The sequence below is a fragment of the Lysobacter sp. cf310 genome (assembly GCF_900114355.1).
Taxonomy (GTDB): Bacteria; Pseudomonadota; Gammaproteobacteria; order Xanthomonadales; family Xanthomonadaceae; genus Lysobacter.
In genome coordinates this window covers 468,217-490,356 of the sequence record NZ_FOSS01000001.1, presented here as the reverse complement: position 1 = coordinate 490,356, position 22,140 = coordinate 468,217, and the positions used below count along the sequence as shown (strand labels likewise).

General features: G+C 69.2%; 21 protein-coding genes and 1 pseudogene. 4 read left to right on the top strand and 18 right to left on the bottom strand.

Going from position 1 to position 22,140, the window contains the following annotated elements:
- Positions 1–13 precede the first annotated feature (13 nt).
- From BMZ45_RS02110 to BMZ45_RS02060, 11 genes are all read right to left on the bottom strand, one after another.
- Complete coding sequence (locus BMZ45_RS02110; RefSeq protein WP_091631872.1) at positions 14–535, bottom strand: DUF2271 domain-containing protein; 522 nt, start codon at positions 533–535, stop codon at positions 14–16.
- 16 nt (positions 536–551) lie between these two features.
- Positions 552–1,214, bottom strand: a complete 663-nt coding sequence (locus BMZ45_RS02105) for a PepSY-associated TM helix domain-containing protein (RefSeq protein ID WP_091631869.1) — start codon at positions 1,212–1,214, stop codon at positions 552–554.
- Positions 1,211–1,897 carry a Fe2+-dependent dioxygenase gene (locus BMZ45_RS02100; protein ID WP_056182921.1) on the bottom strand — a complete coding sequence of 229 codons (687 nt, stop codon included), beginning with the start codon at positions 1,895–1,897 and terminating at the stop codon, positions 1,211–1,213. The genes BMZ45_RS02105 and BMZ45_RS02100 overlap by 4 nt, the downstream gene beginning before the upstream one ends.
- A gap of 64 nt (positions 1,898–1,961) precedes the next feature.
- Positions 1,962–4,283, bottom strand: a complete 2,322-nt coding sequence (locus tag BMZ45_RS02095) for a TonB-dependent receptor (protein ID WP_091631866.1) — start codon at positions 4,281–4,283, stop codon at positions 1,962–1,964.
- A gap of 291 nt (positions 4,284–4,574) precedes the next feature.
- The gene (locus tag BMZ45_RS02090) at positions 4,575–4,898 is read right to left on the bottom strand and encodes a non-heme iron oxygenase ferredoxin subunit (protein ID WP_091631863.1); all 324 of its coding nucleotides are present in this window, start codon (positions 4,896–4,898) and stop codon (positions 4,575–4,577) included.
- A gap of 46 nt (positions 4,899–4,944) precedes the next feature.
- Positions 4,945–5,493, bottom strand: a complete 549-nt coding sequence (locus BMZ45_RS02085) for a GNAT family N-acetyltransferase (protein WP_091631859.1) — start codon at positions 5,491–5,493, stop codon at positions 4,945–4,947.
- Positions 5,490–6,722: a cysteine desulfurase gene (locus BMZ45_RS02080; RefSeq protein ID WP_091631856.1), complete on the bottom strand. Its 1,233-nt coding sequence runs from the start codon at positions 6,720–6,722 to the stop codon at positions 5,490–5,492. The genes BMZ45_RS02085 and BMZ45_RS02080 overlap by 4 nt, the downstream gene beginning before the upstream one ends.
- Entirely contained in the window at positions 6,719–7,927 is a 1,209-nt protein-coding gene (sufD, locus tag BMZ45_RS02075; RefSeq protein WP_254776551.1) for a Fe-S cluster assembly protein SufD, read from the bottom strand. The genes BMZ45_RS02080 and sufD overlap by 4 nt, the downstream gene beginning before the upstream one ends.
- An 88-nt stretch (positions 7,928–8,015) precedes the next feature.
- The gene (gene sufC, locus BMZ45_RS02070; protein ID WP_091631851.1) at positions 8,016–8,780 is read right to left on the bottom strand and encodes a Fe-S cluster assembly ATPase SufC; all 765 of its coding nucleotides are present in this window, start codon (positions 8,778–8,780) and stop codon (positions 8,016–8,018) included.
- 167 nt (positions 8,781–8,947) lie between these two features.
- On the bottom strand, positions 8,948–10,432 hold the full coding sequence (gene sufB, locus BMZ45_RS02065) for a Fe-S cluster assembly protein SufB (protein ID WP_091631849.1): 1,485 nt from the start codon (positions 10,430–10,432) through the stop codon (positions 8,948–8,950).
- 16 nt (positions 10,433–10,448) lie between these two features.
- Positions 10,449–10,919, bottom strand: coding sequence for an SUF system Fe-S cluster assembly regulator (locus BMZ45_RS02060; RefSeq protein ID WP_091631846.1), 471 nt, complete (start codon positions 10,917–10,919; stop codon positions 10,449–10,451).
- A gap of 429 nt (positions 10,920–11,348) precedes the next feature.
- Between BMZ45_RS02060 and BMZ45_RS02055 the strand changes: the two are divergent.
- The 4 genes and pseudogenes from BMZ45_RS02055 to BMZ45_RS02040 form a co-directional block, all read left to right on the top strand.
- A pseudogene (locus BMZ45_RS02055) lies at positions 11,349–11,813 on the top strand (SET domain-containing protein-lysine N-methyltransferase); the annotation flags it as partial.
- Between the two features lie 502 nt (positions 11,814–12,315).
- Positions 12,316–13,101, top strand: coding sequence for a 3-hydroxybutyrate dehydrogenase (locus BMZ45_RS02050; protein ID WP_057163961.1), 786 nt, complete (start codon positions 12,316–12,318; stop codon positions 13,099–13,101).
- A gap of 9 nt (positions 13,102–13,110) precedes the next feature.
- Positions 13,111–14,310 carry a DUF3734 domain-containing protein gene (locus BMZ45_RS02045; protein WP_091631842.1) on the top strand — a complete coding sequence of 400 codons (1,200 nt, stop codon included), beginning with the start codon at positions 13,111–13,113 and terminating at the stop codon, positions 14,308–14,310.
- A gap of 258 nt (positions 14,311–14,568) precedes the next feature.
- On the top strand, positions 14,569–16,824 hold the full coding sequence (locus BMZ45_RS02040; RefSeq protein WP_091631840.1) for a DUF5916 domain-containing protein: 2,256 nt from the start codon (positions 14,569–14,571) through the stop codon (positions 16,822–16,824).
- Between the two features lie 12 nt (positions 16,825–16,836).
- On the opposite strand, the gene BMZ45_RS02035 is transcribed toward BMZ45_RS02040, so the two are convergent.
- The 7 genes from BMZ45_RS02035 to BMZ45_RS02005 form a co-directional block, all read right to left on the bottom strand.
- The gene (locus BMZ45_RS02035) at positions 16,837–17,799 is read right to left on the bottom strand and encodes a DMT family transporter (protein WP_091631838.1); all 963 of its coding nucleotides are present in this window, start codon (positions 17,797–17,799) and stop codon (positions 16,837–16,839) included.
- A 55-nt stretch (positions 17,800–17,854) separates the two neighbouring features.
- The gene (locus BMZ45_RS02030; protein WP_091631835.1) at positions 17,855–18,679 is read right to left on the bottom strand and encodes an AraC family transcriptional regulator; all 825 of its coding nucleotides are present in this window, start codon (positions 18,677–18,679) and stop codon (positions 17,855–17,857) included.
- Positions 18,680–18,728: 49 nt separating this feature from the next.
- Positions 18,729–19,196, bottom strand: a complete 468-nt coding sequence (locus tag BMZ45_RS02025) for a putative toxin-antitoxin system toxin component, PIN family (RefSeq protein WP_091631832.1) — start codon at positions 19,194–19,196, stop codon at positions 18,729–18,731.
- A 15-nt stretch (positions 19,197–19,211) separates the two neighbouring features.
- The gene (locus BMZ45_RS02020) at positions 19,212–19,955 is read right to left on the bottom strand and encodes a hypothetical protein (RefSeq protein ID WP_091631830.1); all 744 of its coding nucleotides are present in this window, start codon (positions 19,953–19,955) and stop codon (positions 19,212–19,214) included.
- Positions 19,952–20,659: a hypothetical protein gene (locus BMZ45_RS02015; protein ID WP_091631827.1), complete on the bottom strand. Its 708-nt coding sequence runs from the start codon at positions 20,657–20,659 to the stop codon at positions 19,952–19,954. The genes BMZ45_RS02020 and BMZ45_RS02015 overlap by 4 nt, the downstream gene beginning before the upstream one ends.
- A 1-nt stretch (position 20,660) precedes the next feature.
- Positions 20,661–21,248, bottom strand: a complete 588-nt coding sequence (locus BMZ45_RS02010; protein WP_091631825.1) for a DUF1439 domain-containing protein — start codon at positions 21,246–21,248, stop codon at positions 20,661–20,663.
- 178 nt (positions 21,249–21,426) lie between these two features.
- Positions 21,427–22,137, bottom strand: a complete 711-nt coding sequence (locus BMZ45_RS02005; protein ID WP_091631822.1) for a tellurite resistance TerB family protein — start codon at positions 22,135–22,137, stop codon at positions 21,427–21,429.
- Between the last annotated feature and the right edge of the window lie 3 nt (positions 22,138–22,140).

The window sequence follows — 22,140 nt, the reverse complement described above, 5'->3', positions numbered from 1 at the left end:
CGAATCCCGAATCTCAAGGCTTGACCGCCAGACGCACCGCGCCCAGTTCGGTCTTGCCCTGCGCCGACAGGGTCTGCGCGCCGCCCTTGGCCGGCCACTGGAACGGAATGCTCAGCAGTTCGCGGCCGCCGACTTCGCGCGCGGCCTCGACCACCAGGGTGTACTGGCCCGGCGCGAGGCCGGCCAAGGGCTTGCTGCCGCCCTTGAAATTCAGGGTGTGCTGACCGACCGCGCGGGTCGCGCCGCTGACGCCGTCGACCGGCATCTTCAGGCTGCGGCCGCTGCGCCGCCACCACTGGCGGATGTCCTTCAGCCACTTGGTGCCTTCGCCGTTCTTCATGTCCACGTCGTACCAGACCGCCAGGTCGGCGGCGACGCTGTTGTCGGGACGTTCGATCCAGGCCGCAACGTAGGGACGGTGGTATTCGGCGACCTTCAGGCGCGGGATTTCGATGCTGAGGTCGAGGTCGGCGGCGAACGCCGACACCGGCATCGCCAGGGCGACGATCAGTGCGGTGCGGGGCAACAACTTCATCGCGGTCTCCAGGGGTTCAATGCATGAAAAGGACGATCAGCAGCGCCGGTATCGCCACGCCCGCGGCGACCAGCGGCCAGGTCTTGCCGCGCTGGCGCGCATGCAGCTGCAGCAGCCACAGGCCGGTGAGCGCGAACAGCAGGCAGGCGACCGCGAACAGATCGATGAACCAGCGCCAGACCGCGCCGGTGTTGCGGCCCTTGTGCAGGTCGTTGAGCCAGGCGATCCAGCCGCGGCGGGTGACTTCGTATTCGATCGCGCCGCTTTCGCGGTCGATGCTGAGCCAGGCGTCGCCGCCGGGACGCGGCAACGAGACATAGACCTCGCCGTCCGACCATTCCACGCTGCGGCCTTCCGTATTCACGCCCAGCTGCGCTTCGATCCAGTCGCGCGCGCCGGCCGGCAGCGGCGCATCGGCCGCGCGCTCGCCTTGCAGGCCGCGCAGGGCGCTGGCCGGCAGGGTGTCCTTGACCGTGACCACCTGCGGCTCGGCCTCGATCTGGGCGGCGTGGTTGAGGGTGATGCCGGTGGCCGCGAAGATCAGCAGCGCGAACAGGCTCAGCGCCGCGCTGATCCAGTGCCAGCGGTGCAGGGTCTTGAGCCAGTACGCGCGCCGATTCGGATCGCCGGCCTTGACCGCGGATTCGCGCGCACGCGTGGCGGCGTCGCTGGCGCTCAAGGTTCGCTCCAGCGGCGCAGCAGGTTGTGGTACACGCCGGTCAGTTGCACCAGCGCCGGATGCTCGGGCACGTCGGCGGTCAGGCGGCGGATCGAGACGTCGAGTTCGAACATCAACCGGCGTTGCGCGTCCTCGCGCAGCAGGCTCTGGATCCAGAAGAACGAGGCCAGGCGCGCGCCGCGCGTGACCGGGGTGACCTTGTGCAGGCTGGTGCCGGGGTAGAGCACCAGATCGCCGGCCGCCAGCTTGATGCTGTGGCTGCCGTAGGTGTCCTCGATCACCAGCTCGCCGCCGTCGTATTCCTCCGGCGCGCTCAGGAACAGGGTCGCCGACAGATCGGTGCGCACGGTGTCCATGCCGCCGCGGCTGCGGTCGTAGCGGATCGCGTTGTCGACATGGAAGCCGAAGGCCTGGCCGCCTTCGTAGCGGTTGAACAGCGGCGGGAACACCCGCTGCGGCAGGGCCGCGGAAAAGAAGGTCGGGTTCTTGGCCAGGGCGTCGAGGATGATCGCGCCCAGCTCGCGCGCGACCGGGTCGTTCTCCGGCAGCTGCGCGTTGTCCTTGGCCTTGGCCGACTGGTAGCCGGCGGTGATGCGGCCGTCGGCCCAGCCGGCCTGCGCCAGCCGCTCGCGGCAGTGCGCGACCTGTTCGGGGCTGAGGACTTTGGGCACGTGCAGCAGCATGGTCTTCCTCAATGCGGCCGCCCGGGAGGTCCCGGGCGGCGCGCGCGGACTATGGAAGTCCGGATTAGAACGTGAAGTTGGCGCTCAATACCACCTGGCGCGCCTCGCCCGGCGTGGCCCAGCCGTTGTTGCGGATGCGGGTGTAGTACTCCTCGTCGGCCAGATTGCTGACGTTGAGCTGGAGGGCGGCGTTGCGGTTGATCTTGTAGTTGACCATCGCGCGATGGGTCCAATAGCTGTCCGCGGTCACCAGCGGGCCGTTGAGGTTGGTCGCGCTGTGCTGGGTCAGCCAGATCTTGCCCTGGTAGGTCGCGCCGTAGCCGATCTGCCACTTGGGCGACAGGTCGTAGGTGGTCCACAGGCTGAAGGAGTGCTCCGGCACGTTCAGCAGGCGATCGCCCTTGGTGTAGTCCAGGCCCAGGCCGGCCTGACGGTCGGACACGCCCTGCACCACTTCGCTGTCCAGGTAGGCGTAGTTGGCGTAGACCGCCCAATGGTCGGTCAGCAGGCCGGACACGCCCAGCATCGCGCCGTCGACGCGCGCGCGGCCGTCGAGCTGCTGCGCGCCGGTCGGATTGTTCGGGTTGCCCGGGTCGGAGACCTTGTAGTTCTCGCGATCGTTGCGGAACAGCGAACCGGTCAGCGCCAGACGACCCTCGAACAGATCCCACTTGGCGCCGATTTCGTAGTTGACCGCGGTTTCCGGATCGACCGTGCAGTTGGCGGTGCCGGTGGTGCTGGTCAGCGTGCAGGACCCGTTGACCGAGGCCTTGGACGGCGTCTTGGAGTTGCCGTAGGCGGCATACACGCTGACGTTCTCGACCGGCTTGTAGACCAGGCCGGCGCGGTAGGAGAACAGATCGTCGGTGTTCTTGGCCGGCACGCCGTAGCCGGTGACCGTGCCGATCGGCTGCGCCGGCAGCGGCGCGCCCACGGTGGTCGGCGCCAGCACCACGTTGGCGGTGTTGGTCTTGCCTTCGTTGTGCTCGTAGCGCGCGCCCAGGCTCAGCAGCCACTGTTCGCCGAACTTGATCGTGTCGAAGACGTAGACGGCCTGATTGTCGAGTTCGCCTTCGGTGCGGCCGGTCAGGGTGCGGTTGATCGGGCCGCGGTAGACGTTGTCCGGATGGAACATGTCCATCGTCGGTAGGCCGTTGATGTACGGGTTGGTGCCGTTGGCGTTGCGGAAATCGCTGGTGGTGTCGAGGTCGAAGCTCTCGTGCATCACCGAGAAGCCCGCGACCAGGGTGTGCTGCATCGAACCGGTGTTGAACTCGGTGGTCAGGTCGGTCTGGGTGTAGAGGGTGGTATTGCGCGTGTCGCGACCGAAACCGCGCGGGCCGCTGGGCAGGTAGCGGCCCGGGGCCACGCCGGCCGGGCAGGCGACGCCGAGCGGAGTCAGGCCGTTGGGCATGCACCAGGTGCCCTGCACCGCGTCCACCAGCGAGAACTGGTCGACCTGTTGCCAGCGCGTCAGGTTGCGCACCTTCATGGTGTCGCTGAAGCGGTGCTCCAGGATCGAGGTCAGCGAGTCGTACTCGATTTCCTGCTTGTCGATGTTCTTGTAGCCGTAGTAGGTCGACGGATCGATGCCGGGCAACGGGCCGCCGTTGAAGAACGGCACGCCGTATTCGGGGATGTTGTCGTCTTCCTGGTGGACGTAGTTCAAGGTCCAGGTGGTGTCGCTGCCCAGGCCGAAGCTCAGCGAGGGCGCGATGCCCCAGCGCTCGTTGCGCTCGACGTCGCGGCCCGGGATGTCGTTCTGGTGCGCCATCACGTTGATGCGGAACGCGCTGCTTTCGCCCAGCAGGAAGTTGCTGTCGGCGGTGACGCGGGCGTAGTCGTCGGTGCCGGCGGCGATGCTGGCGCGGTTGAATTCGGTCGCGCCGGCGGACTTGCTGACCAGGTTGATGGTGCCGGCCACCGAGCCCGCGCCGGAGTAGACCGAGTTGGCGCCGTTGATGACTTCCACCGATTCCAGGTTGAACGGATCGGTGCGGCTGTACAGACCGCTGTCGCGCACGCCGTCGACGGTGATGTCGTTGCTGGCGTCGAAGCCGCGCAGGTTGATCTTGTCGCCGAAGCCGCCGCCGCCTTCGCCGGCGCCGAAGGTGATGCCGGGCAGGGTCGCGAGGATGTCCTGCAGCGACAGCAGGTTCTGGCCGTCGATGGTGCTGCGGTCGATCACGGTGATCGTCTGCGTGGTGTCGCGCAGCGGCGCGGTGTACTTGCCCGAACTGGCCTTGAGCACCTTCACGCCATGGACTTCGACGCCGTCCAGATCCTTGGCTTGGGGATCCGGCGCCGGCGCCGCGATGGTGGGAACGCTGAGGGCGAGGGCAAGTGCACCGGCGAGCGGCGACACGACGAACTTCGTGGTCGACATGAGGAATCCAGGAATGACGATGGGGGTGCGGCCGGCTAGGGCTGCGTCAACCGGGAATATTAATGAGAGCGATTCGCATTTGCAACGAAAAGTGAACGCGCAGTTCGCAATTCGCGTGCGAGCTGGGCAAAAAGCGGCGCTGGGGCGCGGCTGGACGACCGCGCAAGCGGACCCAAGCGCGGGCCCGAAGAGGCCGTCAGGATGGCGTGGTGCGCGGGATGCCGCAGTGGCGGCCGGGGATCAGGGCGTTGTGGGACGGGGCTCAGAGCCCGGTGGGCATCCGCTGTCGCCTCAGGCGCGGTCGTCGCGGGTCCAGACCCCGTCGTTCTCGACCTTGACCGGGAACTTGGTCACCGGACTGTAGGCGGGCGCGCACAGCGGGCGCCCGTCGCGGATGTCGAACTTGGCCCCGTGCAGCACGCACTCGACCGTGGCCTCTTCGCCGTCGTAGTTGCCGGCCGAGAGCTCGAAGTCCTCGTGCGAGCACTTGTCCTCCAGCGCGTAGTAGTCGCCGTCGTAGTTGCAGACCAGGATCGGCGTATCGCCGTCCCAGGCCACGGCGGACTCGCCCGGCAGCAGTTGCGAAGTGGCGCAAACGAAAACCCAGTCGCCCATGGCGTGTCTCTCTAGTGGCTGGCCGATGGCCTGGCTGGTGCGGCGCTCAGAACAGTTTTTCCAGAACTTCGAAACGCAGATCGTCGCGCTTGGGGTCGCCGAAGCGCGCGTCGCCGTAGGGGAACGGCTTGATGATGCCGGTGCGGCGGTAGCCACGGCGCACGTAGTACGCGATCAGTTCCTCGCGCACGTCGATCACGGTCATGCGCATGGCCGGCAGCTTCCAGTCCTCGCGCGCGATGCGCTCGGCCTCGTCGATGACGATCTTGCCGATGCCGCCGCCCTGCAGGTTCGGGCGCACCGAGAACAGGCCGAAGTAGCCGGCGCCGTCCTCCACCGCGACATGCGCGCAGGCCAGCAGCTCCGCGGCGCCGCCGTCGGCGCTGGCGCGCTCGGCGATCAGCAGCACGCTCTGCGGGCGGTCGATGCACTCGGAGATGTCGTCGGCGCCGGTGCGGCGGCCGCCGAGCAGGTCGGCCTCGGTGGTCCAGCCGACCCGGCTGCTGTCGCCGCGGTAGGCGGACTCGACCAGCGCGATCAGGGCCTCGGTATCGGCATGGGTGGCGGGGCGGAAACTCAGGGGCGTGTCGTTCATGCGAGCAGCGTGCGTACCTTGGTCAAAGCGGCGACGAAGGCGTCGACCTCGTCGAACGTATTGTAGTAAGCCAGCGAGGCGCGGCAGGTCGCGGGCACCCCGAAATGATGCATCAGCGGGTGCGCGCAGTGGTGGCCGGAGCGGATCGCCACGCCTTCCAGATCCAGCAGGGTGGCCAGGTCGTGCGCGTGCGCGCCCTCGACCAGGAAGCTGATCACCGCCGCCTTCTCCGGCGCGCGGCCGAAGATGCGCAGGCCGGGCACCTCCGACAGCGCGCGGGTGGCGTAGTCGAGCAGGGCCTGTTCGCGCGCTTCGATGTGGCTCATGCCCAGCGCCGACAGATAGTCCACCGCCGCGCCCAGGCCGACGAAGCCGGCGATGTTGGGGGTGCCGGCCTCGAACTTGTGCGGGGCATCGTTGAACACCGTGCCTTCGAAGCGCACTTCCTTGATCATCTCGCCGCCGCCGAGGAAGGGCGGCATCTGCGCCAGGTGCTCGCGGCGCGCCCACAGCGCGCCGGTGCCGGTCGGTCCGTTCATCTTGTGACCGGTGATCGCGTAGAAATCGCAACCGATCGCGGCGATGTCGAGCGCACGGTGCGGCGCGGCCTGCGAGCCGTCGATCAAGCTGACGATGCCGCGCTTGCGCGCCTCGCGGCAGATCTCGCGCACCGGATTGACCGTGCCCAGCACATTGGAGACATGGGTCAGGGCCAGCAGCTTCACTTCCGGGGTCAGCAGCGAATACAGCTGGGGCAGATCGAGCTGGCCGAGCTCGTCGATCTCGGCGACCTTGATGGTGGCGCCGGTGCGTTGGGCCACCAACTGCCAGGGCACGATGTTGGCGTGGTGCTCCATGCGCGTGAGCACGATCGCGTCGCCCGGGCGCAGCCGCGGCAGCGCCCAGGAGTATGCGACCAGATTCAGCGCGAAGGTGGTGCCGCTGCACAGCACCAGCTCGTCGGCGCGCACGTTGAGGAACTTGGCCAGCTTGGTGCGCGCGCCTTCGTAGGCCTCGGTGGCCTCGGTGCCCAGCGCGTGCACGGCGCGGCTGACGTTGGCGTTGTGGCGGCGGTAGAAGTCGTCGACCGCCGCGATCACCGCTTCCGGTTTCTGGCCGGTGTTGGCCGAGTCGAAATAGATCAGCGGCTTGCCGTGGACTTCGCGCGTGAGCAGCGGGAAGTCGGCGCGTACGGCGTTCCAGTCGATGGCGACGGCGGGGGCGTTCATGCGGCAGCGCCCTCGTCCAGGCCGTTCAGGGCCGCGTCCAGACGCGTTTCCAGGGCGGCGCGCAACTCGGCGTCGTCGAACACGGACAGGGTTTCGCGACAGAACGCCGCCGTCAGCAGGGAGCGCGCCTGCTCGGCGGGCACGCCGCGCGAACGCAGGTAGAACAGGGCGTTGGCGTCGAGTTGGCCCACGGTCGCGCCGTGCGCGGCCTGGACCTCGTCGGCGTGGATCTCCAGCACCGGTTGAGTGTCGATCTCGGCGCCCTCGGACAGCAGCAGGTTCTTGTTGGACAGCATCGCGGCGGTGCCGTCGGCGCCTTCGCGGATCAGGATGCCGCCGTGGAAGGCGGCGCGCGAGCGGCCGGCGCCCATGCCGCGCCAGACCAGGTCGCAGCGGCTGTCGCGGCCGACGTGGTCGATGCCCAGACGGGTATCGAGGTGGCGCTTGCCGGTGGCCAGCAGCACGCCGTTGGCATGCAGTTGCGCGGCCTCGCCGTGCAGGGCGACGTTGAGTTCGTGACGCGACAGCGTGGCGCCCAGCTCCAGATCGAGGCGGCGATAGACCGACTCGCGCGAGAGTACGGCGTCGGTGCGCGCGATCGACACGGCGCCAATGGCTTCGTCCTGCACCCGCGCATGCGCGAGCGTCGCGCGCGGCGACAGGTGCACGTGGCTGAGGCTGTTGCCCAGGTGGCTGTGCTCGCCGCCGCCGAGCTGGTGCTCGATCACGGTCAGGGAGGCGCCTTCCTGCAGTTCGATCAGGTTGCGCAGGTGCCAGGCCGCATCACCGCCTTGCGTCGGAGCACCCACGAACACCAAGCGCACCGTGCCGCCTTGCGCGCCGCTGTCGACCTTGAGCACGGCGCCGTCTTCGGCCAGGGCGGCGTTGACGCGGGCGAACACTTCTTCCGGGCGCTCGTAGCGGCGTTCGAGGAAGTTGGAGGCGCGCGCGTCCTCGTCCGCCAGCAGCTGCGACAGCGGCTGCAGGGTGACCCCGGCGGCCAGGCCGCTGAGGTCGGACAGCGCGGCGTCGTAGCGGCCGTTGTTGAACACCAGGCGCGGCGCCGGGATCGTCGCCAGCAGCGCGGCATCGAACACGCCGGGCTGCGGCGCAGCGTAGCGGCGGCGCTCCAGGTTGCGCAGCGGGGTGTACTTCCAGGCTTCGCTGCGCGCATGCGGCAGGCCGGCCTGAAGCGCGGCTTCCATCGCCTGCACGCGGCGCAGGCCGTGGTACTGCTGGCGCTGCAGCAGCGGGTTCAGCGCGTCGGAGAAGGAGTCGAGCAAGGCGCTCATGTCAGGCCACCGCGGTCGGTGCGATGCGGTCCTTGAGCCAGGCGTAGCCGTGCGCTTCCAGCTCCAGCGCCAGCTCCGGCCCACCGCTCTCGACGATGCGGCCGTCGGCGAGCACGTGCACCACGTCGGGCTTGATGTAATCGAGCAGGCGCTGGTAGTGGGTGATCACCAGGAAGGCGCGGTCGGGCGCGCGCAGGGCGTTGACGCCCTCGGCCACGTTCTTGAGGGCGTCGATGTCCAGGCCGGAGTCGGTCTCGTCCAGGATCGCCAGCTTGGGCTCCAGCACCGCCATCTGGAAGATCTCGTTGCGCTTCTTCTCGCCGCCGCTGAAGCCTTCGTTGACGCCGCGGTTGAGCAGTTCGTCCTTCAGATGCAGCACGGCCAGCTTCTGGCGCACCAGCTTGAGGAACTGGATCGAGTCCAGCTCGGTCTCGCCGCGCGCCTTGCGCTGGGCGTTGAGCGCGGCGCGCAGGAAATAGGTGTTGTTCACGCCGGCGATCTCGACCGGGTACTGGAACGCCAGGAACACGCCTGCGGCGGCGCGCTCTTCCGGCTCCAGCGCCAGCAGGTCGCGGCCCTCGAAAGTCACCGAGCCCTCGACCACCTCGTAGCCCTCGCGCCCGGCGATCACATTGCCCAGGGTCGATTTGCCGGCGCCATTGGGGCCCATGACCGCATGCACCTGGCCCGGCTGCAATTCCAGCGAGAGGCCCTTGAGGATGTCCTTGCCGGCGACGCGGACGTGGAGGTTTTCGATCTTCAGCATCTTTTCGTATCCAGTGGTTGAGCGGCGCCCCGATTGCCGAGAGGCCGCTTTTAGCCCCTCTCCCGCGTGCGGGAGAAGGGTTGGGGTGAGGGCTGCGGGGTCCGCTTGCCCTCATCCGTCCTTCGGGCACCTTCTCCCGCGGGCGGGAGAAGGGCAAAGCAACATCGTCAGCCGACCGAGCCTTCCAGGCTCACTTCCAACAACTTCTTGGCTTCCACCGCGAACTCCATCGGCAGTTCCTTGAACACCGACTTGCAGAAGCCGTCGACGATCATCGACACCGCGTCTTCCTGGCCGATGCCGCGGCTGCGGCAATAGAACAGCTGGTCGTCGCTGATCTTGGAGGTGGTGGCCTCGTGCTCGACGGTGGCGTTGGGGTGACGCACCTCGATGTAGGGGAAGGTGTGGGCGCCGCACTTCTTGCCGATCAGCAGGCTGTCGCATTGGGTGTGGTTGCGCGCGCCCTCGGCGCTGCGCTCGACCTTGACCAGGCCGCGGTAGGTGTTCTGGCCGCGGCCGGCGCTGATGCCCTTGCTGACGATCTTGGACTTGGTGCGCTTGCCGACATGGATCATCTTGGTGCCGGTGTCGGCCTGCTGGCGGTGATGGGTCAGCGCGACCGAATAGAACTCGCCGCTGGAGTCGTCGCCCAGCAGCACGCAGGACGGGTACTTCCAGGTGATCGCCGAACCCGTCTCGACCTGGGTCCAGCTGATCTTGCTGCGCGCGCCGCGGCACTCGCCGCGCTTGGTGACGAAGTTGTAGATGCCGCCGACGCCGTTCTCGTCGCCCGGGTACCAGTTCTGCACCGTGGAATACTTGATCTCGGCGTCTTCCAGCGCGACCAGCTCGACCACCGCCGCGTGCAGCTGGTTCTCGTCGCGCATCGGCGCGGTGCAGCCTTCCAGGTAGCTGACGTAGCTCTTGTCCTCGGCCACGATCAGGGTGCGCTCGAACTGGCCGGTGCCCATGGCGTTGATGCGGAAGTAGGTGCTCAGCTCCATCGGGCAGCGCACGCCCTTGGGGATGAACACGAAGCTGCCGTCGGAGAACACCGCCGAGTTGAGCGCGGCGAAATAGTTGTCGTGGGTCGGGACCACGCTGCCCAGGTACTTGCGGACCAGGTCCGGGTACTCGCGGATGGCTTCGGACATCGAGCAGAACACGATGCCCTTGTCGGCCAGTTCCTTGCGGTAGGTGGTGCCGACCGAGACCGAGTCGAACACCGCGTCCACCGCCACGCCGGCCAGCTTGGCGCGCTCGTGCAGCGGCACGCCGAGCTTGTCGTAGGTGTCGATCAGCTCCTGCGGCACCTCGTCCAGCGAGGCGTACTTGGCCTTGGGCGCGGAGTAGTAGCTCACGCCCTGGAAGTCGATCGGGGCGATGTTGAGCTTGGCCCAGTGCGGCATCGGCATGGTCAGCCAATGCCGGTATGCGGCCAGGCGCCATTCGGTCATCCACTCCGGTTCGTCCTTCTTGGCCGAAAGCGCGCGGATGATGTCCTCGTTCAAACCCGGCGGCAGGCTGTCGGATTCGATGTCGGTGACGAAACCGGCCTCGTAGCGGCGGCCCAGCTGCTCGTGGATCTCGCGGTTGGCGAGATCCGCTGCGGCGGGCGCGGCGGAGGTCTGTTCGATGATGTCGGTGGCCATGGGGGCTGCCTACTGTCTATGCGTTGGCCAGGCGCAGAGCGATGCGCCTGGTGTCGGGTTCGGGCGGGGGCGTCGGCGGGCTCAGCATCTGCGCCAGCGTCACGCTGCGCAGGGCCTCGACCACGACGTCGTTGATGCGGCGCCAGTTGGCGCGCACGCCGCACTGCTGTTCGATGCCGCAATTGCCGGCGTGGACGCTGCACTCGGTCATGCCGAGCGGACCTTCCATGGCCTCGACGATTTCGATCAGGCCGATCTGGTCGGCCGGGCGGGCCAGGCGGTAACCGCCGTTGGCGCCGCGGAAGCCTTCGACCAGGCCGGCCTGGGCCAGCGGCTTGAGCAGCTTGCTCACGGTCGGCGTCTCCAGGCCGGCGCGTTCGGCCAGCTCGGAGGCGCTGAGCACGGCATCGGGCACGCCGTCCAATTGGGCGGCGAGCACGGTCAGAACGACCGTCGCGTAGTCGGTGAGCTTGGTGACGCGGAGCATCGGCGTGGGTGTCGGTTTAATCCGTACCGGAATTGTACGGTTTCCGGCCCGACGGAGCCAGCGCCCGCATTCAGGCGGTTCAGGGGCGGGGCCGCGCACCCGCCGGACGGGGCCCTGGGGTGCTCCGACGGGCAATCTGGTTGGGCGCGCGGCGCGCGGCGGGCCGTGGGCGAGGGGCGATGGAGCGGCGGCGCCCGGGCGCAGGTCCGGTCGCGCCAGGCCGGGCGGCAAGCGCGCGTCGAGGCGGCGCAGCCGGCTTGCGGCGGCCTGGGCATCGGCCCGGTCGACGCGGCGCGGCGCGCTGCTCGGGGCGGCGCACGGGGTCGCGCTGTGCGGCTTGCGTCGCGCTCGCGCACGCGTCCACGACCGCGATGGCCGCGGACGCGCGTTTGCGGTCAAAATGCGCGGACGTCTCTTCTGGATTACCGCATGCCGCGCAAGATCGCCGCCCGTCGTTCCGCCATCCACGGTAACGGCGTATTCGCCGTCACCCCGATCGCCAAGGGCGAACGCGTAATCGAATACAAAGGCCGCCGCCGCACCCACGAGGAGGTCGACGCGGGCGATTCCGGCGACACCGACTCCGGCCACACCTTTCTGTTCACGCTCAACGACGAGTACGTGATCGACGCCAACTTCGAAGGCAACAGCGCGCGCTGGATCAACCACAGCTGCGCGCCCAACTGCGAAGCCGTGCTGGACGAGGACGAGGGCGACGACCGCCGCCAGGACCGGGTCTTCATCGAGGCCATCCGCGCGATCGCGCCGGGCGAGGAGCTGTCCTACAACTACGGCATCACCCTGGCCGAGAAGCACACCAAGCGCCTGAAGCAGATCTGGGAATGCCGCTGCGGCTCGGAGAACTGCACCGGCACGATGCTGCAGCCGAAGAAGGATAAGAAAGACAAGAAGGACAAGAAGAAAAAGAAGAAGGACAAGGACAAGAAGAAAAAGAAGGACAAGAAGAAGTCCAAGAAAGATTGAGCGGGCGCGCGTCGGCCGGTATTGCCTGCTTTGGGGTAGGAGCGGCATGAGCCGCGACCGCGCCTCCTGGCCAGCGACGAATGCGCGATGTCGCGCCCGCAGCCATGCCTGCGACGCGTTCGCGGATTCGCGATCGCGGCTCACGCCGCTCCCACAGGAAGCGCGCTCGCCTGGCGCCGCTCCCACAGGAAGCGCGTTCGCCTGACGCCCTCCCGTAGGAAGCGGGCCTCGCTCCTGCGCCGGACACGTCCGTGGCGCGGGCCGGCTGGTACCAATGGCCGATGGCCGCCCGCGCCGCGCTCGCGGGACACTGCGGTCCCGCGCCGCAACGCCGCGATAACGCAGGGCGGCGACAATGGCCGCTCTCGCGTCCGCCGCCGTCGCGCCCCCATCCGCATTCCCAGGAGCCATCATGAGTTCGATCCAAGGCCAGGTCGCCGTCGTCACCGGAGCCGCCAGCGGCATCGGCAAGGAAATCGCCCACGAACTGGCCCGCGCCGGCGCCGCGATCGCGATCGCCGACCTCAACCAGGCCGGTGCCCAGGCCGTGGCCGACGAGATCGTCGCCGCCGGCGGCCGCGCGATCGGCGTGGCCATGGACGTCACCGACGAGGCCGCGGTCGACGCCGGCATCGCGCGCGTGGTCGCTGAACTGGGCGGCGTCGATATCCTGATTTCCAACGCCGGCATCCAGATCGTCAATCCGATCGAGAACTACGCCTTCGGCGACTGGAAGAAGATGCTGGCGATCCACCTTGACGGCGCCTTCCTGACCACCAAGGCGGTGCTGCCGCACATGTACCGGGGCGACAAGGGCGGCACCGTGATCTACATGGGCTCGGTGCATTCGCACGAGGCCTCGCCGCTGAAGTCGGCCTACGTGACCGCCAAGCACGGCCTGCTGGGGCTGGCGCGGGTGCTGGCCAAGGAAGGCGCCAAGCACGGCGTGCGCAGCCACGTGGTCTGCCCCGGCTTCGTGCGCACCCCGCTGGTCGACAAGCAGATCCCCGAACAGGCCAAGGAACTGGGCATCAGCGAGGACGAAGTGATCCGCAAGGTGATGCTGGGCAATACCGTCGACGGCGTGTTCACCACCGTCGAGGACGTGGCCAAGACCGTGCGCTTCCTGTCCGAGTTCCCGAGCGCGGCCCTGACCGGACAGAGCATCGTGGTCAGCCACGGCTGGTACATGCAGTAAGGTCGCCCGATGGCGACCACCCCAGGCAAGCGTTCCTCTTCGGCGCCGCGCAAGCCCGCGGCACAGCCGGCGGTGCCGCCGCCGCAGCGCCGTCCCGAGCGCACCGCCCTGGTGCTGCAGGGCGGGGGCGCGCTGGGCGCCTACCAGGCCGGGGTCTACCAGGGACTGGACGAGGCCGGCATCGCGCCGGACTGGTTGGCCGGCATCTCGATCGGCGCCTTCAACACCGCGATCGTGGCCGGCAATGCGCCCGGGCGCCGGGTCGAGGCGCTGCGCGAGTTCTGGGACACGATCTCGCAGCCGACCCTGCTGCCGGCGACCACCCTGGGCCAGGAGGCGCGCTATGCCGGTCTCGGCGACGACCTGCGCGCCTGGCTGGACACCTGGGAGGCCTGGCGCGCGCTGGTCGAAGGCCAGCGCGGCTTCTACCGGCCACGCGGCTGGAACCCGCTGGCCGCGTCGGGCCCGGACACCGCCAGCTGGTACGACACCACGCCGATGGTCGCGACCCTGGAGCGCATGGTCGATTTCGACCGCCTCAACGACGGCGGCATCCGAGTGTCGGTGGGTGCGGTCAACGTGCGCACCGGCAACCTGGAGTACTTCGACAACACCCAGATGCGCCTGGACGCGCGCCACATCCTCGCCTCCGGCGCGCTGCCGCCGGCGTTTCCGGCGGTGGAGATCGACGGCGAGTACTACTGGGACGGCGGCCTGGTCTCGAACACGCCGCTGTCGCAGGTGCTGGCCAGCGAGCCGCGCCGCGACACCCTGGTGTTCCAGGTCGACCTGTGGAGCGCGCAGGGCGAGCTGCCGCAGACCCTGCTGGACGTGGCCGAGCGCCAGAAAGAGATCCAGTACTCCAGCCGCACCCGCCTGATCACCGACACCCAGCGTGTGCAGCAGCACTACCGCCGGCTGCTGCGCGAGTTGCTGGAAGAGATCCCGGAGGACGTGCGCCTGCGCAATCCGTGGGCGCAGTATGCGACCCAGCTGGCCTGCGACCGCCGCTACAGCGTGATCCACCTGATCTATCGCGAACGCGCGCGCATCGGCCACTTCAAGGACTACCAGTTCGGCCGCGTCGCGATGCGTGAACACTGGCTGTCCGGCCAGGCCGACATCGCGCGCGCTTTGGCGCATCCAGAATGGCTGGAATTGCCGACCGGCGAAGTCGCTTTCGTGTCCCACGACGCCACCGCGCCTTGATCGCAGCGCCCAGCGTGGCGCCCACGGCGACGCGGCAGGATCCGTGCCAACAGCGGATGCGCAAACCCTGCGAAAGGTTGCCATGACTTTTGCCATGCGGTAACCGGACGCGCGAGGTCTAGGCTTCGCCACGCTCGGGCGCCGCGACCGCCTGGGCACGCACTACGCAACCTTTGTGCAGGCCTGCGCATCCCACCGATGCCGCACGTCCGCGCCGCGTCGCGTGGCGGCCAACCCCATCAGTACCGAGGCACCGCAATGCGCGCACCCCTGACCCTGGCCATCCTCGCCGCGCTAGTCGGCGCCGCGCCGCTCGCGCAGGCGGTCGAAATCGACGGTCGCATCGATCCGGCCGAATGGGAGGGCGCGCAGCGCATCACCGATTTCCGCCTGACCCAGCCGCTGTCGCGCGCGCCGGCGCCGCAGCCGACCGAGGCGCTGTTGCTGGCCACGCCCGAGGGCCTGGCGATCGGCTTCCGCAACACCCAGCCCACCAGCATCCCGCGCCGGCGCCAGTTCGCCCAGCGCGACCAGGGCGGGCCGATGGACCGCGTCAACCTCTACGTCGATTTCGACGGCGACGGCCGCAACGGCTACAACTTCACCGTGCTGCTGTCCAACAGCATCATCGACACCACGATCACCAACGAGAACCAGTTCAACGACGACTGGGACGGCGACTGGCGCCACGCCACCAGCGAGGACGAGCAGGGCTGGTACGCCGAGCTGCTGATTCCCTGGCACATCGCGCCGATGCGCGCGGCCAGCGAGGGCAAGCGCACCATCGGCGTGTCGCTGGACCGCGTGATCGGCGCCACCGGCGAACGCGCCTCGTGGCCGGCGGTCGGCTACACCGAAAGCCGCTTCCTGACCGCGTTCGAGCGCGTCGAGGTGCCGGCCTACAGCCAGTCGCTGCTGGCGATCACGCCCTACGTGTCCGGCGTCTACGACGCGGTCGGCAAGGACAACGATTTCGACGGCGGCGTCGACCTGTTCTGGAAGCCCAACGGCCGCTTCCAGCTCAGCGCCACGGTCAATCCGGACTTCGGCCAGGTCGAGAGCGACGAGCTCACGGTCAACTTCAGCGCCACCGAGACCTTCTTCAGCGACAAGCGCCCGTTCTTCACCGAGAACCAGGGCTTCTTCGACGTGCCGTTCGGTTCGCTCAACAACAACAGTCGCCTGATCTACACCCGCCGCGTCGGCGGCCGCAACGACGACGGCGTCGGTTCCGGCGACGTCACCGCCGCGATCAAGGTCAACGGCAGCGCCGCCGGCTTCAACTACGGCGTGTTCGCGGCCAACGAGGCCGACGAGGTCGGGCGCGACTTCTATGCGGTGCGCGCCACCCGCGACTTCGCCGAACAGGGCGTGGGCGCGATGGTCACGCGCGTGAACCGGCCGTTCCTGGACCGCGAGGCCACGGTGTACGAGTTCGACCACCGTTGGACCCCGAATTCGCAGTGGTCGATCCGCAGCACCCTGGTCGGTTCCAGCGTCGATCAGGGCGGCGTCGGCGTGCGCGACAGCGGCGCCCAGCTGCGCATGGATTACGACATGGGCAATAGCTGGCGCCACCAGTTGTACATGGTGCATCTGGGACGCGACCTGCAGCTCAACGACTTCGGCTATCTCGAGCGCAACAACTTCAACTACCTGCGCTACGACCTCGGCCGGCGCGTGACCGACCTGCCGGCCTCGTCGCCGTACGCCGGCCACGACTGGCACTACGCGGTCTCGCGCCGTTACAACGACCAGGGCACGCACATCGCCGACGCCGGCGCGATCAACCGCCGCAGCGACCTGCGCGACGGCGGCAACGAGTTCGTCGAGATCGCGGCCTGGAGCGCCGGCCACGACGACCTGATCACCCGCGGCAACGGCGTGGTCGACGTGCCGTCCAAGCTGTATCTGTACTACGAACGTTTCCGCCCGCGCCAGAACGAGGGGCGCTGGGCCCTCTACGGCGAGGCGCAATACGCGGCCGAGGGCCTGGGCGGCATGGACGAGGGCAAGTCGCGGCTGTACTTCGAGCCGCGCTACCACGTCAGCGACCGCCTGAGCTTCTTCAGCGGCATCGAGATTTCGCACAACCCGGACTGGCTGCTGTGGCGCGGCGGCAATCTGCTCGGCAGTTTCCGCTCCGACATGATTTCGCTGAACGCGGGTTCGGTGTGGCTGATCGACGACAAGCAGGAGCTGCGCGTGCGCCTGGAGGCGATCGGCCTGGACGCGCACAGCCGCCAGGCCTATCGCGTCGCCGCCGACGGCCGTCCGCTCAAGGTCAACGAGTCGATTCCGAACTTCAATCTGCGCAACCTCGGCTTCCAGATCCGCTACCGCTACGAGCTGGCGCCGCTGTCGCACCTGTACATCGCCTACGTGCGCGGCGGCGACCTGTTCGAAGAGGGACTGAACCTGGAAGGCAGCGCCGGCAGCGAGTTCCGCGACGCGTTCGATCTGCGCGACAGCGAGCAGTTGCTGGTCAAGCTGTCGTACCGCTTCGAGATCTGAGCGCGCCCGGCCTCAGGGCGCGGGCGCGGCGACCGGCACCGGTTTCACCCGCAGCGCCCACAGCACGCCGGCGATCAGCAGGCCGATGCCCAGCAGGGTCAGCGGGCGCGGCATCGCGCCGCGCAGGATGAAGGCGTAGGCCAGCGCGAACAGGGTCTCGAACACGATCAGCTGCCCGGCCAGGGCGGTCGGCAGGCGCTGGCTGGCTTCGTTCCAGCACAAGGTGCCGACCCAGGACGCGAGCAGACCGATCGCGACCATCAAGCCGATGAAGAACGCCGGGCGAGGGCCGAACGGCATCGCGAAATCGCTGCCGATGGCCGCGCTGCCGCCCCACAACACGGCGTAGCCCGCCAGCGCCAACGGCAGGGTCGCCAGCCCCTGCGCGGTCGCCCAGGTGCGCGGGTGGCGGCCGGGGTGCGCGCGCAGCCAGTCGGCGTTGCGCAGCGGGTACCAGGTCCAGCAGATCAGCGCGCCGATCGCGAGCAGGCTGCCGCTGAGATAACGCGTGAGGTCGGCGTCCGCATCGTTGAGCAGTGCGTCGAGTTCGACCTGATTGACGCAGGCGATGCCGGCGCCGATCAGCAGCAGCGACGGCGCCAGCCGCGCCCACGGCAGGCGGCCGTCGCGCTGGGCGTTGCGGCGATTGGCGGCGATCGCGATCACCACCGGCAAGGTGCCGATGATCATGGTCGGCAGCGGCCCGCCCGCGCGCTGGATCGCGCTGGCCAGGCACAGGTAATAGAGCAGGTTGCCGACCGCGCACAGCTTGAGCGCCTCGATCCAGTCGGCGCGGCCGAGCTGACGCAGCGCGGCGCGGTCGAACCAGGCCAGGGGCAGGGCGATCAGGCCGAAGGCCAGATAGCGACCGACCGACTGCAGGGCGGCCGGGTACTCCGGCAGCAGCAGCGGGCCGACGAAGACCAGGCCCCAGATCAGGCCGGCCAACAGCGCATAGAGGGTTCCGATCAGCATGGCCGCAGCATGGCGCGGGCGGGGCGGCGATTCTTGTACGAGATTGCGGCCGCGCTCAGCCGCGCAGTTGCCTGCGATAGCGCGCCGGGGTGATGCCGTAGCGGCGCACGAAGGCGCGGGTCAGGTGGGCCTGGTCGGCCAGGCCGGTCTCGGCGGCGACCTGGGCCGGCGCGATGTTCTCGGCCAGCCGGCGCTTGGCCTGATGCAGGCGCAGCGCCATCAGCATCTGCTGCGGGGTGACGTGGTAGTGGTCGCGGAAACGGCGCAGGAAGTGGAAGGGGCTGAGGCCGGCGACGGTGGCCAGTTGTTCCAGGCTCAGGCGTTCGGCCAGATGGCTGCGCAGGTAGTCCAGCACCGGCGCGAAGCGCGGCGCGGCCTCGGCGCGCTCGCGTTGCGGCACGCGCGCATGCACGCGGAACTCGTCCAGCAGCGCCGCCAGCTGGCTGTCGAAGGCCAAAGGCTCGCGTGCCTGCCATAACGCGTCCAGGCGCGCGCCGATGCGGCGCGCGCGGGCGGGGTCGTGGCGCACCGCCTCGTCGAACCACCAGCCGCTCTCGCCGGTGACCTCCGCGGCCAGGTCGGGATCGACATAGGCCATGCGGTAACGCCAGCCGCCTTCGGTTTCGGCGCGGCCGGTGTGCAGCACGTCGGGGTTCATCAGCACCAGCGAATCCGGCGGCGCCAGATGATCGCTGCCGCGGTAGCGGAAACGCTCCACGCCCGATTCGATCGCGCCCAGGCCGTAGGCTTCGTGGGTATGCGGTTCGAAGGCGTGGCGCACGATGTGCGCGCGGTACAGCTCGATGCCGCGGCGATGCGCGGGCTGCCGGAACTCGGCGGCGTCGTGGGCGTGGACGAATTGCTCGGGTACGCCTTGCATGGGCCGAGTATCGCATGCGCCGTCGTGCCGGCGCGTGGCGGTCGCGCGGCTAGGCGCGCGCGCTGCGGAACGCGTCCACGCCGGCCCAGGCCTGCGGCGTCATGATCTCGAACAGGCCGGCGCGGGCGTTGCGGCGGCCGAGCACGGTGAGCGCATGGTCGCGGCTGAGCAGGCAGCTGGCATCGGCGGCGTACGCGAGTTCGAGGAACTTCTGATCGTCCGGATCGGCGCAGCGCGGCAGCGCGCGCTCGGGCGGCGGGCGCCGCTCGCTGTCGGCCAGGACCCGCACCAGCGCGTCGTAGGCGCGCAGCGCGTCGGCCTGCGTCTGCGCATCCAGGCCGAGCTGCGGATAGGCGAGCACACGCTGCCATTCGTCGCGGCAGTCGGCGTCGCTGACCGCCTCGACGCGGCCGCTCGCGAGCGCCTGCGCGAGCGCGGCCGCGTGCGGATCGCGGAACACGAACAGATCGAGGCAGACGTTGGTGTCCAACACCAGCCGCGGTCGCGGTGTCGTCATCGCATGCGCCACCGCTTATAGATCGTCTTCGCCCGGGAACGAGACCGACAGTTCCGAGATCACGATCCACTGGCCCTGCTCGGGGTACTTGGGATCGTCGCTGGAATACGTGCCTTCGCCGACCGGCGTCTTGCCCTGCGGCACGCCCCGATCGCCGTTGTCGCGCAGGCCCAGGCTGGCGCTGCGGCCGACCTGTTCGTCCTTGCGCGCATCGAGCTTGCCGCCGTGGTAATCGACGATGGTGCCGCCGTAGTCCCACTCCAGGCCGTAGAACGAAATCGGTTTGCCGTTGAGGGCGACCATCTCCGGCAGCGGCATGCCCAGGCGCAGGCCGTTGTCCAGCGTCCACTTCGACTGCGTGCCGAACACGCGCACCAGCGACAGGCCCTGCAGGGCCTCTTCGTTCTGGAAGTAGAGGTAGGCGCGACGGTTCGGGTCGTCGGGGAACAGGATCACGCCGGAGAATTCCGCGCCCTCGGCGCCGGGCACCTTGCCCAGGCGCACATTGGCGGCGCCATAGCGCTTGCGCAGTTCGTCGGGGCCGGTGTCGGGCGCGAAATCGCCGGGCAGCACGAAGTCGGCGGCCGTGGCGCTGTCGGCTTGCGCGCTCGTGGCGGGCGCATTCGTGGACGCGGCTGCGGCGGCCGCCGGTTGCGCCCCGGCCTGCGCGGCGGGCGCGTTCGCGGCCGGCGCGGGACGCTCGCAGGCGCTCAGCGCCACCAGCAGCAGGGACGGAACCAGCAAGCGGCGCAGTTTCATGGCTTCACTTCCCTGAGATCGGCGCTGCCGATGCGCCAGGCGTGTTGCTCCGGCGTGGCGCCGTCGACCACGGCGCGGCGCAGCACGTATGCGCCGACGTACTTGCGTTGGCTGCCGTCGCGCTGGCTTGCGGTCAGCGCCACCGGCACTTCCAGATAGCGCGAGCCGGCGGCCGCGTCGACGCGGCCCGGCGGCAGGATCTCGACCGAGACGCCGGTGGTGTCGGCGAAACCGTCGGCGAACTGCTGCGGCGACTGGCCGCTGGCGCGGCCGCCGTCGGACCACAGCGCATAGGCGCGCGCATAGCTGCGCGCGTTGATCGCGGCGTAGTAGTCGCGCACCACCGCGACCGCGTCCTGCGGTGTGGGCTCGCCGGGCACGGCGGTGCCGTCCTCGACCAGCGGCGTGCCGTCGTCGGCGACCGGCAGGCTGCCGTCTTCGGGCGTGGCCGGCAGGATCGGGTTGCCGTTCTCGTCCAGCATCGGCGCTTCGACGATGGCGGCGTTGGGCGGGCCGACCTGGCCCGGTCCCGGCTGCGTGGGCATGCCGGTCACGCCGCCGCTGGCGCCCTGCGGCGCCGGCAACAGCTCGCCGGCTTCGCCGTTGGCGGTGCCGGCCTGGGGATCGTCGTTCTTGCCGCAGGCGCCCAGCGCGAACACGAGCAGGCAGGCGGCGAGCAGGCGGTGAGAGCGGAAGGTTCGCATGTCAGCGGTCGAGGTGGACGACGACGCGGCCGTGTTCGATCTGGGTGCTGCCGATGCGGCGCGAACCCAGCTTGTCGAGCAGGCTGTTGTCGAAGCGGTAGACGGGTTCCTGGCGCGCATAGTCGCCGAGCCAGGCGTTGAGCAGTTCGCGCGAGGCGCCGGTCATCACCCCGCCCAGCTGCGGCACGTCGACGTAGTCGATGCGCGGGTCGCGCAGGTGCAGGCCCTGGGTGGCGGCGTCGTAGCGCAGGGCGCTGGTCAGGGTGAAACGCCCGGACGGGCGCTGCGAGGAACCGCTGCCGAGCGCGGCCAGGCCGATGTCGAAGTCCAGGCGCAGGCGATCGCCGTCGTCGGGGATCGACAGGCGCGGGTTCATCAGGGTCACCGCCACCAGCCCGCCGAGCTTCTCATAGCGCTTGGGAAAGTTGCGGTTCAAGGACTGCTGCAACTGCGGCGCGGTGAACGCGACCTCGTTGCCGAGGTAGGCGCTGACGGCATTGAGGGTGGAGCAGGCCGCCAGCGTCAGCAGCGCGGCGGCCAGCAGCAGGGAGCGCACTAGGGCGGGGCGGAGGCGGGCTCGGGCGGACATCGGCAGGTTCCGTGGGCGATGCGCGCACGATACCCGGACCGCATGAACGGCGACACAGGGGGGAGGCGTGGCCCATCCCCACCCCCGGGTAGGAGCCGCGCAAGCCGGCGCCGCTTGCTTTGGCGACGCGGGCGCTCGGTCGCGGCTTGCGCCGCTCCTACCCCAGGGTTCTCGGGGCTTAGCTCTCGCGTGCGTCCTGCAGCTGCGCTTCCAGGCGCGCCTTGAGGGCGTCGTCGATCTTGAGCTGGCGCGCCAGCTCGTCCAGGTAGGCGCGTTCCATGAAGCTCTGCTCGTCGGCCGCGAGCAGGCTGGCCAGGTACATTTCCGAGGCCATCTCCGGCGTGCTGGCGGCGCGCGCGACTTCGGCCGGGTCCAGCGGCTTTTCGAGCTCGGCGTGCAGCCACTGGCGCAGGCCGGGGTCGTTGTCGATGCGGGTGAACTCACCTTCGATCACTTCGCGTTCGCGCGCGTCGATGTGGCCGTCGGCCTTGGCCGCGGCGACCAGGGCCTGGAGGATGGCCTGACTGTGCAGCTCGGCCTGCGGCGGCGGCAGACGGTCCACCGTCTGCGGTTCGGCGCTGCTGCCGTCCTGTTGCTTGCGGTATTCGCCGTAGGCTTTGTAGGCCAGCACGCCAACCGCGGCCACGCCGCCGTACAGGGCCAGCTTGCCGCCCATCTTGCGCATCTTCTTGTTGCCCAGCAGCAGGCCGAGGGCGCCGCCGGCGAGCGCGCCCTTGCCGAAATCCGCATTCAACAGGCCGCGCTTTTCTTCCTTGCCCTCGTAACGCGCCGGCGCTTTGCCGCCGCCCAGCAGACTCTCGAGCCCGCCGCCGCCGAGGCTGCTCTGGGCGGTCTTCAGCAGCTGGTCGAGCAAGCCCTGGGTCTTCATGCG